Origin of the sequence: Pontimicrobium sp. IMCC45349, assembly GCF_047219225.1 — a bacterium.
Classification (GTDB): Bacteria; Bacteroidota; Bacteroidia; order Flavobacteriales; family Flavobacteriaceae; genus IMCC45349.
Window position 1 is genome coordinate 2,662,931 of sequence record NZ_CP178208.1, and the last position, 14,913, is coordinate 2,677,843.

The following is a 14,913-nucleotide window of genomic DNA, read 5'->3' on the forward strand; positions in this document are numbered from 1 at the left end:
GAGTCTCATAGCTCAGCTGGTTAGAGCGCTACACTGATAATGTAGAGGTCGGCAGTTCGAGTCTGCCTGAGACTACTAATTTTCTCTTAGGAATAAAGGAAATTCTAGAAGTTTGAGTAGTAGTTAAGTACTAACTACTAACTACTATATACTAACGACTAGTATATGGGGGATTAGCTCAGCTGGCTAGAGCGCCTGCCTTGCACGCAGGAGGTCATCGGTTCGACTCCGATATTCTCCACAATCAACAAATAAGTTGAAAAAGTTCATTGACATATTGAAAAAGATACATGAAATTAAAGATTAGAAATAATCTTAAGTAATTTAAAGATTAATTAAAGTTACGAGCTTTTAATTAATCAAAACTCATTAAAAAGACAAAAGTACAATAAGCTAAATAAGAGCGTATGGGGAATGCCTAGGCTCTCAGAGGCGATGAAGGACGTGATAAGCTGCGAAAAGCTACGGGGATTGGCACATACAAATTGATCCGTAGATATCCGAATGGGGCAACCCACTATATTGAAGATATAGTATCCGTAAGGAGGCAAACCCGGAGAACTGAAACATCTAAGTACCCGGAGGAGAAGAAAACAAAAGTGATTCCGCTAGTAGTGGCGAGCGAACGCGGAATAGCCCAAACCAATGTTGTTACGGCAATATTGGGGTTGTAGGACTGCGACATTGATTGTGTTATGAATTAGAATACTTTGGAAAAAGTAACCAGAGAGGGTGATAGTCCCGTATAAGTAAAGACCATTAATCATAGCAGTATCCTGAGTAGCGCGGGACACGTGTAATCCTGTGTGAATTTGGCGGGACCATCCGCTAAGGCTAAATACTCCTGAGAGACCGATAGTGAACTAGTACCGTGAGGGAAAGGTGAAAAGAACCTTGAATAAAGGAGTGAAATAGAACCTGAAACCATACGCTTACAAGCGGTCGGAGCCCTAGGGTGACGGCGTGCCTTTTGCATAATGAGCCTACGAGTTACCGTTTCTAGCAAGGTTAAGCACTTCAGGTGCGGATCCGTAGCGAAAGCGAGTCTGAATAGGGCGATACAGTTAGTGGCGGTAGACGCGAAACCGTGTGATCTACCCATGGGCAGGGTGAAGCTGTGGTAACACACAGTGGAGGCCCGAACCCGTTGACGTTGAAAAGTCTTGGGATGACCTGTGGGTAGGGGTGAAAGGCCAATCAAACTCGGAAATAGCTCGTACTCCCCGAAATGCATTTAGGTGCAGCGTATTATTAGTTTTATAGAGGTAGAGCTACTGATTGGATGCGGGGGCTTCACCGCCTACCAATTCCTGACAAACTCCGAATGCTATAAAATGATGTAATGCAGTGAGGGCATGGGTGCTAAGGTCCATGTCCGAGAGGGAAAGAACCCAGACCATCAGCTAAGGTCCCCAAATGTATGTTAAGTTGAATAAACGAGGTTGAACTGCTTAGACAGCTAGGATGTTGGCTTGGAAGCAGCCATTCATTTAAAGAGTGCGTAACAGCTCACTAGTCGAGCGGTTCGGCATGGATAATAATCGGGCATAAACATACTACCGAAGCTATGGACTTGTAAAAGTGGTAGGGGAGCATTGTAGTGTCGTCGAAGGTGAAGCGTGAGCTTTGCTGGAGAAGCTACAAAAGAAAATGTAGGCATAAGTAACGATAATGCGGGCGAGAAACCCGCACACCGAAAGACTAAGGTTTCCTCAGCTATGCTAATCAGCTGAGGGTTAGTCGGGACCTAACGCGAACCCGAAGGGGGTAGTGGATGGACAACAGGTTAATATTCCTGTACCTGCTCACAATAAAAGTGACGGAGGCGTATATTTGGTGCGAACTGACGGAATAGTTCGTTGAAGCCAGTGGTAACACGGCGATAGTACACTGAGACTACGGTCAAGGTGATAATCCAGAGAAGCGACTTCCAAGAAAAGCGAGTGAAGCAGCCCGTACCGTAAACCGACACAGGTAGTTGGGATGAGAATTCTAAGGTGCTCGAGAGATTCATGGCTAAGGAACTAGGCAAAATCGACCCGTAACTTCGGGAGAAGGGTCGCCCATCTTCGGATGGGCCGCAGTGAAGAGGTCCAGGCGACTGTTTATCAAAAACACAGGGCTATGCTAAATCGAAAGATGACGTATATGGCCTGACACCTGCCCGGTGCTGGAAGGTTAAGTGGTGGGCTTAGAGGTTTACCTCGAAGGTCTAAAATGAAGCCCCAGTAAACGGCGGCCGTAACTATAACGGTCCTAAGGTAGCGAAATTCCTTGTCGGGTAAGTTCCGACCTGCACGAATGGTGCAACGATCTGGACACTGTCTCAGCCATGAGCTCGGTGAAATTGTAGTATCGGTGAAGATGCCGATTACCCGCAGTGGGACGAAAAGACCCCGTGAACCTTTACTATAGCTTAGTATTGGCTTTGGATAAGTAATGTGTAGGATAGGTGGGAGACTTTGAAGCGGCATCGCCAGGTGTTGTGGAGTCATTGTTGAAATACCACCCTTTGCTTATCTAGAGTCTAACGTCTAACGACGGACAGTGCTTGGTGGGTAGTTTGACTGGGGTGGTCGCCTCCAAAAGAGTAACGGAGGCTTCTAAAGGTTCCCTCAGCACGCTTGGTAACCGTGCGTAGAGTGCAATGGCATAAGGGAGCTTGACTGAGAGACATACAGGTCGATCAGGTACGAAAGTAGAGCATAGTGATCCGGTGGTTCCGCATGGAAGGGCCATCGCTCAAAGGATAAAAGGTACTCCGGGGATAACAGGCTGATCTCCCCCAAGAGCTCACATCGACGGGGGGGTTTGGCACCTCGATGTCGGCTCGTCACATCCTGGGGCTGGAGAAGGTCCCAAGGGTTGGGCTGTTCGCCCATTAAAGTGGCACGCGAGCTGGGTTCAGAACGTCGTGAGACAGTTCGGTCTCTATCTACTGTGGGCGTTAGAAATTTGAGTGGATCTGACTCTAGTACGAGAGGACCGAGTTGGACTAACCTCTGGTGTATCTGTTGTTCCGCCAGGAGCATTGCAGAGTAGCTACGTTGGGAAGGGATAAGCGCTGAAAGCATATAAGCGCGAAACCCACCACAAGATGAGATTTCTTTAAAGGGTCGTAGGAGATGACTACGTTGATAGGCTACAGGTGTAAAGGCAGTAATGTCATAGCCGAGTAGTACTAATAACCCATAGGCTTATTGTACAGCCGTTCTTTTTAGAGTAAAATTTATTAAATCATGTCACTTTTTCAATATGTTAAAATATTAGAGCTGTTAAATCAGCCAAAGATTTAAGGTGGTTATAGCAATGGGGCTCACCTCTTACCATTCCGAACAGAGAAGTTAAGCCCATTAGCGCCGATGGTACTACTATCGTGGAAGAGTAGGTCGCCGCCTTTTTTGAAAACCCTTACTAATACTAGTAAGGGTTTTTTGTTTTTTTAATCTTTTAGAAAAGATTGTGAAAATTTGTAAGGTTTTAGTTGTCTATAGACTAATAGCTAGATTTATTTTGTTACATTTAGCTTAGAATTATATTTATGAATTTAATCCTACAATCTTCAATAGTTACACTTAGAAAATCTGTAACATTATTATCAAATATATCTTCAGAAGTCTTATCAGATTCTTCAGTATCACCTTATTATTCTTGTATTGGTTCACATGTGCGTCATATTTTGGATTTTTATGACTGTATATTAAATGGAATGGATACTAAGTATATTGATTTAACTGAAAGGAGAAGAGATGAACGTATGCATTGTGATTGTAATTATTCAATTGAAAATATTAATAGAGTTATTAATGAAATTTCAAAGATTGATAACTTGACTATTAAAGATAGATATTGCGTAATTGATGATTTAGGTTTAGGGAAAATAGAGATTAACTATAGTTTGGGTGCAATTTTAGCACAAGCAAATAGCCATGCTATTCATCATTATGCTATAATAAACTTTATACTAGATAGATTAGGTATTATATTTGACGATACAGATTTTGGATATAATCCAACGACCCCAAAAGCTAATACTAATTTGAGTTAGTTTTTTTACCAAACATACTTTCCATAATAGTTTGAATTCCTTTAAAAGCAAAGAAAATTGCTCCAGCACAAATCAAGAAACTAGCAATAAGAATAGGAATGTAAAGTGGTTTTTCTTTATTTGTTGTAGCTATATAAAATAGTGTAGGTCCTAAAAACATCATTATTAATGAAATTCCCAGTTTTTTAATTCCTTTAGCAAGAATTTCTTTGTCAGTTCTTTTATTTTCCATTGTTATACGCTTTAATAGCTGCTCTAACTCCGTTATGCTCTTCAATTAATTTTTTAGATTCTTCTAGTGTAATGTTAAGCTCTTTCATAAGCATTTTAATTCCTCTATCAACAAGTTTATTATTACTTAGTTGCATATCTACCATTTTATTACCTTTTACTTTGCCTAATTGTATCATTATTGCCGTAGTAATCATATTTAGAATAAGCTTTTGAGCTGTTCCAGCTTTCATTCTAGAGCTTCCAGTTACAAATTCTGGTCCTACAATAGCCTCAATTGGAAATTTAGCAGTAAGTGATAAAGGACTGTTATGGTTACAACTTATACAGCCTGTTGTAATATTATTTTTGTTACAAGTATCTAATGCGTTTAAAACATAAGGAGTTGTTCCAGAGGCAGCTATTCCAATAACTACATCATTTTGATTGATGTTGTATTGTTGTAAATCCAACCAGCCTTGTGTTTTAGAATCTTCAGCAAATTCTACAGCTTTTCTAATTGCTGAATCACCACCAGCAATGAGTCCAATGACAAGGTCATGAGATACTCCAAAAGTTGGAGGACATTCTGATGCATCAACAATACCTAATCTACCACTAGTACCAGCTCCGATATAGAATAGTCTTCCACCTACTTTCATGTTTTTTACAATTATACTCACTAGTTTTTCTATTTGCGGAATAGCTTTTTCAACAGCAAGAGGAACAGTTTTATCTTCATTATTTATATTTTGAAGCAATTCATTTACAGACATCTTTTCTAGATGATTATAGTTAGAATCTTGCTCGGTAGTTTTTGTAAAATCCATATATCAAAAGTACGTAATTTAGGTTATGAATTATAGTTAAAAGTAAAAAGCTCCTGTTATAGGAGCTTTTTATTGAAAATATTTAAAATCTTAATTAGTTTAAGATGTTATTTAATGTAGAACTTGGTCTCATGGCTGAAGAAGTTAATTCTTCATTAGGCTCATAATATCCATCAATGTTTACTGAATCTCCTTGTATATCATTTAATTCTGAAACAATTTTAGCTTCATTACTAGTTAATTCATTAGCTATAGATGTAAATCTATCTTTTAATTCAGCATCCTTATTTTGATTAGCTAATTCTTGAGCCCAATATAATGCAAGATAGAAGTGACTACCTCTATTATCTAACTCACCACATTTTCTAGAAGGTCCTTTTTTATTTTCTAACAACTTATCTGTTGCATCATCAAGAGTTTCTCCTAAAACTGCAGCTTTTGGGTTGTTATTTACTTGACTGAAATGTTCTAAAGAAACAGCTAATGCCAAGAACTCACCAAGAGAATCCCAACGTAAGTGGTTTTCGGTTGTGAATTGTTGCACGTGCTTAGGAGCAGATCCACCAGCACCAGTTTCAAATAAACCACCACCATTCATTAAAGGTACAATTGATAACATTTTTGCACTTGTCCCTACTTCAAGAATAGGGAATAGGTCTGTATTGTAATCGCGTAATACATTACCAGTTACAGAAATAGTATCTTTTCCTTCTTTAATTCTTTCTAATGAAAACTTAGTAGCTTCGATAGGAGATAATATTCTAATATCTAAACCTGATGTATCATGATTTGGTAAATATGTATTTACTTTCTTAATTAATTGTGCATCATGAGCTCTGTTTTCATTTAGCCAAAATACTGCAGGAGTTTGAGATGCTCTAGCTCTAGTTACTGCTAATTTCACCCAATCCTGTACAGGTGCATCTTTAACTTGACACATACGCCAAATATCACCTTTTTCTACATTATGCTCAATTAAAACGTTTCCAGAAGCATCTACTACTTGAACAGTTCCAGCAGCTGATATTTCAAAAGTTTTATCATGTGATCCATATTCTTCAGCTTTTTGAGCCATTAAACCAACATTAGGAACAGTTCCCATAGTTGTTGGGTCAAAAGCACCATGTTCTTTACAGAAATCTATGGTTGCTGTATAAATTCCAGCATAACTACTGTCTGGAATCACTGCTTTTGTATCTTGAGATTTTCCGTCTTTATTCCACATTTGACCAGAGTTACGAATCATTGCTGGCATTGATGCATCAATAATCACATCACTTGGAACATGTAAGTTAGTAATTCCTTTGTCTGAATTTACCATGGCTAAATCTGGACCATTTTCTAATGCAGCTTGAATATCAGCTTCAATTTCTGCACGTTTTTCATCAGAAAGTTCGTTTAATTTAGAAACTAAATTTCCAAATCCGTTATTTACGTCAACACCAATTTTTTCAAAAGTGTCACCATGTTTTTCAAATAAATCAGCAAAGTATGTTCTTACAGCATGACCAAAGATAATAGGATCACTAACTTTCATCATGGTTGCTTTCATATGTAAAGAGAATAATACATTATTTGCCTTTGCATCGGCTACTTGTTCTTTTAAGAAAGCAATTAGTGCTGCTTTACTCATATATGTAGCATCAATAATTTCACCTTTTTGAAGAGCTAAATTACTTTTTAAAACGTTTACATCTCCATTAGAATTTACATGCTGAATTGTAACTGTTGTAGCTTCAGGAATTGTAACTGATTTTTCATTATGAGCAAAATCGCCTTCGCTCATTGTTGCCACGTGCGATTTAGAACTTGATGTCCAAGCTCCCATTGAGTGTGGGTTTTTCTTAGCGTAATTCTTTACAGCTTTTGGCGCTCTTCTGTCTGAGTTACCTTCACGTAAAACAGGGTTTACAGCACTTCCTTTAATTTTATCGTAACGAGTTTTAATACTCTTTTCTTCATCACTAGCTGGATCATCTGGATAGTTAGGTAATTTATAACCTTTAGCTTGTAACTCTGCAATTGCAGCTTTTAACTGAGGAATAGAAGCACTAATATTAGGTAATTTAATAATGTTAGCTTCTGGTTGCTTTACAAGTTTTCCTAATTCGGCTAATGCATCTTCAACTTTTTGGTCTTCAGTTAAAAAATCTGGAAATGTAGCTAGAATTCTACCTGCTAACGAAATATCTTTTGTGTCAATGTTAATTCCTGAAGGCTCAACAAAAGCTTTTACAATTGGTAAAAAAGAACGCGTTGCTAAAGCTGGTGCTTCGTCAGTAATAGTATAAATTATGTTTGCCATGTGATGACTAAAGTTTTAAATTAAAGAAGATTTAAATAAGCTAAATATAAAGCCTACTTTTTGTCTCGCGAATATACGAAATTTGAGTAGTTTTTTTTGAGATTTAAAGGCTTAAAAAGTTGCTTTTTGCTATTCTTGCTTAACAATTAAGAATTGTGTAATTACTCAATAATTATATTGTGTTTTTTTAGCAACCCTTCAATATTTGACCTGGAAAATTTAGTATTTCTTAATTGGTTTTTTTCAGGGTCAATAGAATAATTAATAGAAGTTCTTAAATCTCCATGCTCTAAGTTGGTGTTTTCAAAGGCTGCAAGTGTTAAATCACAATCAATAAAACTAGCTTTTGTTAGATTGGTATTAGTAAAATCTGCTTCTGTCAAGTTACACTTATTAAATGTTGTATGCTTTAACTCTAAATTATTAAACTGAACTAAGCTTAAATTACAGTTATTAAAACTTACTGAAAGTAAAAAAGGATTGCACTGATAGAAGGGAAGCCCAAGAAGTTTACAATCTTTAAAGGTGATGTTGTTAAAAGTGGTGTTTTTTATTTTCGTACCTGTAAAATTGCAATCAATAAAGTTACATTCTATAAACGAGATATTAGCTAGATATACATTAGTGAAGTTACAATTGCTAAATGTACAATTATCATATTCGGCTTTTTCTAGTGCATTTATAGAAAAGTCTTTGTTATTATAGGTTTTGTCGCAAATAAAAGGAAGCTGCACTATTTTAACTTTAGATATATTAGGTGTAAATATAAACTTATTAATGATAGAAAAAACAAAAGCCATATCACTTAGAAATTAATCTATGCTGACATGGCTTTTTCTGAAATACTTACTAACGTGACCTATTTGGTAGTGCTACCAACTTCGGTTTTCCCAATGCTTACGCTTTGTTTTTCCCTTTTCGGTTCAAGTTTTCACTATTTCAAAGGAAACATTTTTTTAACTTTCAAAATGTATTGACCTGTTATTAAAATGTTTCAGTTTTAACTGTTTTTCTTGATGCTATTTCTATGTACATTTCACTTTCGTAACTTGTAATATCTTCTAGCATTGCTTTCTATCTAAGCGTCACTTTCGTTTCTTCTTAGTTTCAAAAACTTTCCACTTATAAGTCATTAACCTACCGCAGTATTTTAACTCTTTTTAAGCTTCATGATTCTTTCACTTATAACATGCATACACATGCTGCGTCAAAACCTCAAAAAACAATTATATAAAGAACGTTACTTTATTTAGTAAGGGTTTTACTCGAAAGTATCTTAAAAATCAATTTTCATGATCTTTTTCCCTTAACTCTTTTGCTAATGTATAACAAGATATCGAAAATACAAATTTTTTAACTATTTAGATATCAACCATTTGTAAACGTAGGTTATTAACATTTGTTAATAAAAAAAGCCCTGTGTAAAACAGGGCTTTTAAGCGTTATTAAACATTTATTAATGTCTACGTTCTTTAATTCTAGCTTTTTTACCAGTAAGACCTCTAAAGTAAAAGATACGAGCTCTACGTACTTTACCTCTTTTGTTTACTTCAATTTTTTGTAATGCAGGTAAGTTTACTGGAAAGATACGCTCTACACCAATTGTTCCTGACATTTTTCTAATGGTAAAAGTTTCAGAAGTTCCAGATCCTCTTCTTTGTAATACTACACCTCTAAAAAACTGAGTTCTTGTTTTATTACCTTCTTTAATTTCGTAATAAACAGTAATTGTGTCTCCAGCTCCAAACTCTGGAAAATCATTTCTTGTTACAAATTCGTCTTGTACAAATTTTACTAAAGATTCCATTTTAAAATCTATTTAAATAATTAGTTCGAAACAACATACACGATTTTCGCCAGAGGTTAACCCGAAATTGGGTGCAAAAATACGTATTAATTCATAATTCACAACCATTTATCGCTTTTTTTTGGGTGTTCCCTTTCAGGTCGCGCTATCACTACTCAATCTTTTTGCAAAAAGGCAAAAAGGATTTCAAACAAACCGTTCTATCGCTAACACAGAGTTTAGTCTTCCAATAAGTCTGGGCGTCTATTTTTGGTATGCTCGTATGCTTTTTCTTCACGCCATTTTTCAATCTCTGGAAAATTACCACTAAATAATACTTCTGGTACTTTCCAGCCTTTATAATCGCGTGGACGTGTATAAATAGGAGGCGCTAATAGGTTGTCTTGAAAAGAATCGGTTAAAGCAGATGTTTCATTACCTAACACTCCAGGAATTAAACGTATAACAGCATCACATAAAACAGCAGCACCTAATTCGCCACCAGACAGTACAAAGTCGCCAATAGATATTTCTTTAGTAATAAAATGGTCGCGTACACGCTGGTCAACGCCTTTATAATGACCACATAATATAATAATGTTTTCTTTTAACGAAAGTTGGTTAGCTATACCTTGGTTAAGCGTATTGCCATCTGGTGTCATATATATAACCTCGTCGTAATCGCGTTCTGCTTTAAGTTTAGAAATACATTTATCTATAGGTTCTACCATCATTACCATACCTGCGCCACCACCAAATTGGTAATCGTCCACAGATTTGTAGTTGTCGGTTGTATAATCACGTAAATTATGAAAATGTACCTCTACTAAATTAGCTTCTATAGCACGTTTCAATATTGAGGCTTCAAACGGACTTTTAAGTAATTCTGGTAATACAGTTATAATATCTATTCGCATGCTGCAAAGATGCAAATATTCAATTACATAGAAAAGTGTGTTTTTGGGAAGTTCGTTTAATGGTTTTGTGTATGATTCGTTGTGTGAATTTAGTGATTAACTTGACAAGTACAAAAACGACGAGGAAATTCCGTAGAAATTTCAGAAATAGGAGAGAACAAGCAATTACTTATAGCTATTATTATGTGTTGGTTTAATTAAATTATACTTTTGCCGTCACTTGTAATTTGAACTTTATTATTTTGTGACAATAAGCAGCCAACTTCTACTAATCTTTCAAGTGTTTCCTTAACTTCATTTTTGGAAATAACGTCATTATAATTTTCAATTACTTCATTTACCTTACATTCACCTTTGCACTTATAATTAATATATCGAAGAATTGAATCATCTCTCTTTGTAATTTCTTTCAGACCAAATAATTTATATTGCTGCTCTTCATTTATTGCTTTTTGATAATCATTATAATTTGATATTAAGTGTATTAAATTCCGATCAAAGTGACTAAATAATTCATATTTAACTTTTTTATAAATAATATTAGTCGTTCCACTTAATTTTGATATTCTTTTAGGTAGTTCAGGCTTATTATATTTTAATAGTATTTTGTCAATTTCATTCTCTAGTTTAGTTTTGAGTTCAATAAGTTTATTTCTGTCAATATTGTACGTGCCAAAATTTCCAATAAAATTATTCTCAATTTCTTTTTTATCTAAGTATTGATAAACAATTAAGTTTTCAAGGCTTGTTGAGTAACTTAAAATTGGTAATTCTTCTAAATTTATATTATAAAATGAATATCTATCTTCTGTTGTTTGGTCATTTTTAAGGCGTTCATTTTGTTCTCTTTTTAAATGACAAGGATAACAAATCTTTTTAGGAAGATATTTACTATCAGTTTGTATAATTGGTGTTTCGCAATCTTCACATTTAAATGCTTTTTTCGATTTCCACCAATCTGGACAATCTCTTGACCATTCATTAGGTGATGGAAAATAAAATTCAGCGTTATACTTTTTAGCTAAGGTTTTTCCAATTCTTTCAGCCTCTTCACTCAATTCTTTCTGATTTTCAAAGTCCATATAATTTAGAGTACTTACCCTTTTCTTTTCATAACCTTTTTTAGTTTTAAAAACTAACTCAACATCCAATGCCAAATAATTAACGTCTGAATACCATAAGCATTGCACAGCTTCAGGCGCTTTATTGTTTTCTCTAATAATATTTTGTATTATTTTTTTTAGCATTACGGTTTTAATGATGTGCAATGTGTTTATATAAATTGTTAAACGAAGTTAGCTTTTTTAAGTAAGAAAATCAATACGTATTTCTACGTAGTTGTCACTAAACTTTATTGTTTTTTAAATCATAAAATATTCTTAATTAAAATGTTAATTAACAGAATGCTAACAATACTGTGCTGTTAATGTATCTACCTTTTTCCTGTTCAACTAATTAATCAAATCAAAATGAAAACAATCAACCACCTTATTGGTATTGCTACTTTTATTGCTATGCTAGTAACGTCTACTACTTTTGCGCAATTAGATTTGCCACGAGGTAGCCAAAAAGCAACTGTTTCTCAAACGGTTGGGATTTCAAAAATTTACATTAAATATTCTAGACCAAGTGTTAATGGTCGTGAGGTTTGGGGAAAACTTGTGCCTTATGGCATGAATAATTTAGGTTTTGGTACTGCAACAGAGTCGCCTTGGCGTGCTGGAGCAAACGAAAATACTGTTATAAAATTTACAGACGATGTAACTATTGAAGGGAAACCATTAAAAGCAGGCGTTTATGGGCTGCATATGATTGTGCATGAAAACGATACTGCAACACTAATATTTTCTAACAGCCATACTGCTTGGGGAAGTTATTTTTATAAACCAAGTGAAGATGCTTTAAGAGTAGAGGTGAATACCAAAAGTATACCGCATACAGAATTACTTACTTACGATTTTATTGCTGTGGATGCTAATTCTGCAACAGCTGCATTAAATTGGGAGAAAAAACAAATTCCATTTAAAATAGAATTAGACGTGACTAGTATTGTATTAAACGATATTAGACAAAAACTAGAAAACCAACCAGGATTCAATAAACAATCATGGGAACAAGCAGCAAATTATGCTTTAAACAATGGAGGAGATCTTGACGAGGCTTTAAGTTGGGTTAATGCAGCTATTTCAGGACAATTTTTTAGTCAGCAGGATTTTAATAACACTAATATTAAAGCAGGAATATTAAATAAATTAGGTCGTAAAGATGAAGCTGTAGCTGCAATAGAAAGTTATATGCCTAAGGCTAGCTTGTTAGAAATGCATCAAATAGGGCGTCAGTTTATTACGTTTGGTTTAACAGATAAGGCATTGGATGTTTTTAAACAAAACGAAAAAAATAATAAAGGACAATGGCCAGTACATTATGGTTTAGCAAGAGGTTATTCTGCTCAAGGTAACTACAAAGAAGCTTTAAAACATTTGCGTATTGCTTTAAAAAATGCTCCTAATGCTGGAAGCAAGGGTAGAGTACAGGCTAATATTGAAAAATTAGAAAAAGGAGAAGATATCAATTAAAAAACGAATTGCTATGTGTTAATTGGTTACCTGAAATTATTGTATTTAATGGTTAATGTTTGTTTGGTTAGTTACATTACACATTAAGATGCTTCTATTAAAATGTACAATAAAATATTCAGGTAGCCTTTAACTTATGTAGTTCCAAAGGTTTTTGTACTTGCTCATAGCTCTGTAAGTGTCAAGTATTACTTGGTTTTCTGGATGTCCAAGCGATGGGTCTTGTTGTAATACCTTTTTTGCATAGAAGCGTGCTTGTTGCAATACATCTTTATCTTTTACAATGTTTGCAATTTTTAAATTAAGTACACCACTTTGCTGAGTTCCCATAATATCTCCAGGGCCTCTTAATTTTAAATCTACTTCAGCAATTTCAAAGCCATCGTTAGTTCGTGTCATAGTTTCTAAGCGTGTTTTACTATCGTTAGAGAGTTTATGGCTGGTCATTAAAATACAATAACTTTGTTCGGCACCTCTACCAACACGACCTCTAAGCTGATGTAGTTGTGATAAACCAAAACGTTCGGCACTTTCAATAATCATTACAGAAGCATTAGGTACATTAACACCAACTTCTATAACAGTTGTAGCTACCATAATTTGTGTTTCACCATTTACAAAGCGTTGCATTTCGTAATCTTTGTCTGTTGGCTTCATTTTACCATGTACAATAGAAATTTGATAATCTGGTTTTGGAAATTCACGTTCTATACTTGCATATCCATCCATTAAATCTTTATAGTCCATTTTTGAACTTTCTTGAATTAAAGGATAGACAACATAAACTTGTCGACCTTTTGAAATTTCATCTCTAATAAATCTAAAAACTTTAAGGCGATTATTGTCGTATCTGTGAACCGTTTTTATGGGCTTTCTACCAGCTGGTAATTCGTCAATAATTGAGATGTCTAAATCGCCATAAACAGACATTGCTAAAGTGCGAGGAATTGGTGTTGCTGTCATGACTAAAATATGAGGAGGAGCTACGTTTTTTTTCCAAAGTTTACTTCGTTGCGCAACTCCGAATCTATGTTGTTCGTCAATAATTGCAAGTCCTAAATTTTTAAATTTCACTTTATCTTCAAGGAGTGCATGTGTGCCAATTAGTATCTGTAATTGTCCATTTTCTAGGTTTTCATGGATTTCTTTTCTTATTGAAGTTTTTGTTGAACCTGTTAATAGTTTTATGTTGATATTCAGTTTTTTACAATATTCAAGTAATCCATTATAGTGTTGGACTGACAAAATTTCAGTTGGCGCCATTAAACAGGCTTGAAAACCGTTGTCAAGTGCTATAAACATTGACATTAGTGCAACTATGGTCTTTCCAGAACCAACATCACCTTGTAAAAGTCGGTTCATTTGCGCATTGCTTCCTAAATCATGGCGAATTTCTTTAATAACTCGCTTTTGCGCATTGGTTAATTGAAATGGTAAATGCTCTTTGAAAAAGGAGTTGAAATAATTTCCAACTTGAGCAAAAGGATGGCCTTTTATTTTAGATTTATGAATTAAATTTTTTAAGATTAATTGTAATTGAATGTAAAATAATTCTTCAAATTTTAACCTGAATTGAGCCTTGGAAAGTATCTCAGGATTTTTAGGAAAATGAACATTAAAAAGTGCTTCACTTTTTGATAATAAATTTTGCTCTTTTAATATATTGTTTGATAGTGTTTCAGAAAACTTTCCTTTAGTTTCTAAAAACAATTGTTGCATTATTTTTGTAATAACACGATTAGAAATGCCTTTGTTTGCTAATTTTTCGGTTGAAGGATAAATAGCTTGCATTGCAGAACTCAAGCTTTTCTCGTGAGTTATTTTTAACTCCATCTCTGGGTGAGGCATGCTAAAACTATTGTTAAACCAATTGGTTTTACCAAAAATAACGTAGGTGGTATTTAATTTTAAATTTTCTCTAATCCATTTTTGACCTCTAAACCAAACCAGTTCCATATTGCCAGTATCATCTTGAAAAGTGGCTACTAAACGTTTGCCTCTTTTTTGTGCTACCTCTCTAAGACGTGTTATTTGTCCAACTATTTGTACTTCGGCACTATTGCGTTGTAGTTGGTTAATTTTGTAGTATTTTGTTTTGTCAAGATATCTGTTTGGAAATAAGTTTATTAAATCTTGATAAGTGTGAATTCCAAGTTCTTTGCGTAGTAAATCAGCTCGATTTGGACCTACGCCTTTTAAGTAATCTATTGGGGTTTGAAGTTTGGAATTCAATTGTTTTTT

The 14,913-nt window shown here is 34.8% G+C and carries 10 protein-coding genes, 2 tRNA genes and 2 rRNA genes; 6 read left to right on the plus strand and 8 right to left on the minus strand.

The features are described 5' to 3' along the window. Position 1: 1 nt before the first annotated feature. The 5 genes from ACLII3_RS12450 (at position 2) to ACLII3_RS12470 (ending at position 4,048) form a co-directional block, all read left to right on the plus strand. Positions 2–75: transfer RNA gene (locus ACLII3_RS12450), tRNA-Ile, on the plus strand. 92 nt (positions 76–167) lie between these two features. Next, a tRNA-Ala gene (locus ACLII3_RS12455) sits at positions 168–241 on the plus strand. A gap of 145 nt (positions 242–386) precedes the next feature. Continuing rightward, positions 387–3,205, plus strand: a 23S ribosomal RNA gene (locus tag ACLII3_RS12460). An 88-nt stretch (positions 3,206–3,293) separates the two neighbouring features. Continuing rightward, positions 3,294–3,401: ribosomal RNA gene (rrf, locus tag ACLII3_RS12465) — 5S ribosomal RNA — on the plus strand. Between the two features lie 140 nt (positions 3,402–3,541). Further along, a complete protein-coding gene (locus tag ACLII3_RS12470; protein ID WP_412984558.1) occupies positions 3,542–4,048 on the plus strand; it encodes a hypothetical protein in 507 nt (168 codons plus the stop codon). On the opposite strand, the gene ACLII3_RS12475 is transcribed toward ACLII3_RS12470, so the two are convergent. The 7 genes from ACLII3_RS12475 to ACLII3_RS12505 form a co-directional block, all read right to left on the minus strand. Beyond that, positions 4,035–4,280 carry a DUF6095 family protein gene (locus tag ACLII3_RS12475; protein ID WP_412984559.1) on the minus strand — a complete coding sequence of 82 codons (246 nt, stop codon included), beginning with the start codon at positions 4,278–4,280 and terminating at the stop codon, positions 4,035–4,037. The two genes, ACLII3_RS12470 and ACLII3_RS12475, sit on opposite strands and share 14 nt — an antisense overlap. Further along, positions 4,270–5,088, minus strand: coding sequence for an N-acetylmuramic acid 6-phosphate etherase (murQ, locus tag ACLII3_RS12480; protein ID WP_412984560.1), 819 nt, complete (start codon positions 5,086–5,088; stop codon positions 4,270–4,272). The genes ACLII3_RS12475 and murQ overlap by 11 nt, the downstream gene beginning before the upstream one ends. 94 nt (positions 5,089–5,182) lie before the next feature. Further along, positions 5,183–7,393, minus strand: coding sequence for an NADP-dependent isocitrate dehydrogenase (locus ACLII3_RS12485; RefSeq protein ID WP_412984561.1), 2,211 nt, complete (start codon positions 7,391–7,393; stop codon positions 5,183–5,185). A gap of 161 nt (positions 7,394–7,554) precedes the next feature. After that, entirely contained in the window at positions 7,555–8,193 is a 639-nt protein-coding gene (locus ACLII3_RS12490) for a pentapeptide repeat-containing protein (RefSeq protein ID WP_412984562.1), read from the minus strand. Positions 8,194–8,849: 656 nt separating this feature from the next. Then, positions 8,850–9,200, minus strand: coding sequence for a 50S ribosomal protein L19 (gene rplS / locus ACLII3_RS12495; protein WP_412984563.1), 351 nt, complete (start codon positions 9,198–9,200; stop codon positions 8,850–8,852). 218 nt (positions 9,201–9,418) lie between these two features. Further along, positions 9,419–10,096, minus strand: a complete 678-nt coding sequence (gene trmD / locus ACLII3_RS12500) for a tRNA (guanosine(37)-N1)-methyltransferase TrmD (protein WP_412984564.1) — start codon at positions 10,094–10,096, stop codon at positions 9,419–9,421. A 197-nt stretch (positions 10,097–10,293) separates the two neighbouring features. After that, the gene (locus ACLII3_RS12505; RefSeq protein WP_412984565.1) at positions 10,294–11,343 is read right to left on the minus strand and encodes a hypothetical protein; all 1,050 of its coding nucleotides are present in this window, start codon (positions 11,341–11,343) and stop codon (positions 10,294–10,296) included. Positions 11,344–11,565: 222 nt separating this feature from the next. On the opposite strand from ACLII3_RS12505, the gene ACLII3_RS12510 reads away from it, so the two are divergent. After that, entirely contained in the window at positions 11,566–12,672 is a 1,107-nt protein-coding gene (locus ACLII3_RS12510) for a DUF2911 domain-containing protein (protein ID WP_412984566.1), read from the plus strand. A 129-nt stretch (positions 12,673–12,801) separates the two neighbouring features. Here ACLII3_RS12510 and recG read toward each other — a convergent pair whose 3' ends face one another. Further along, positions 12,802–14,904 carry an ATP-dependent DNA helicase RecG gene (gene recG / locus ACLII3_RS12515; RefSeq protein WP_412984567.1) on the minus strand — a complete coding sequence of 701 codons (2,103 nt, stop codon included), beginning with the start codon at positions 14,902–14,904 and terminating at the stop codon, positions 12,802–12,804. Positions 14,905–14,913 lie beyond the last annotated feature (9 nt).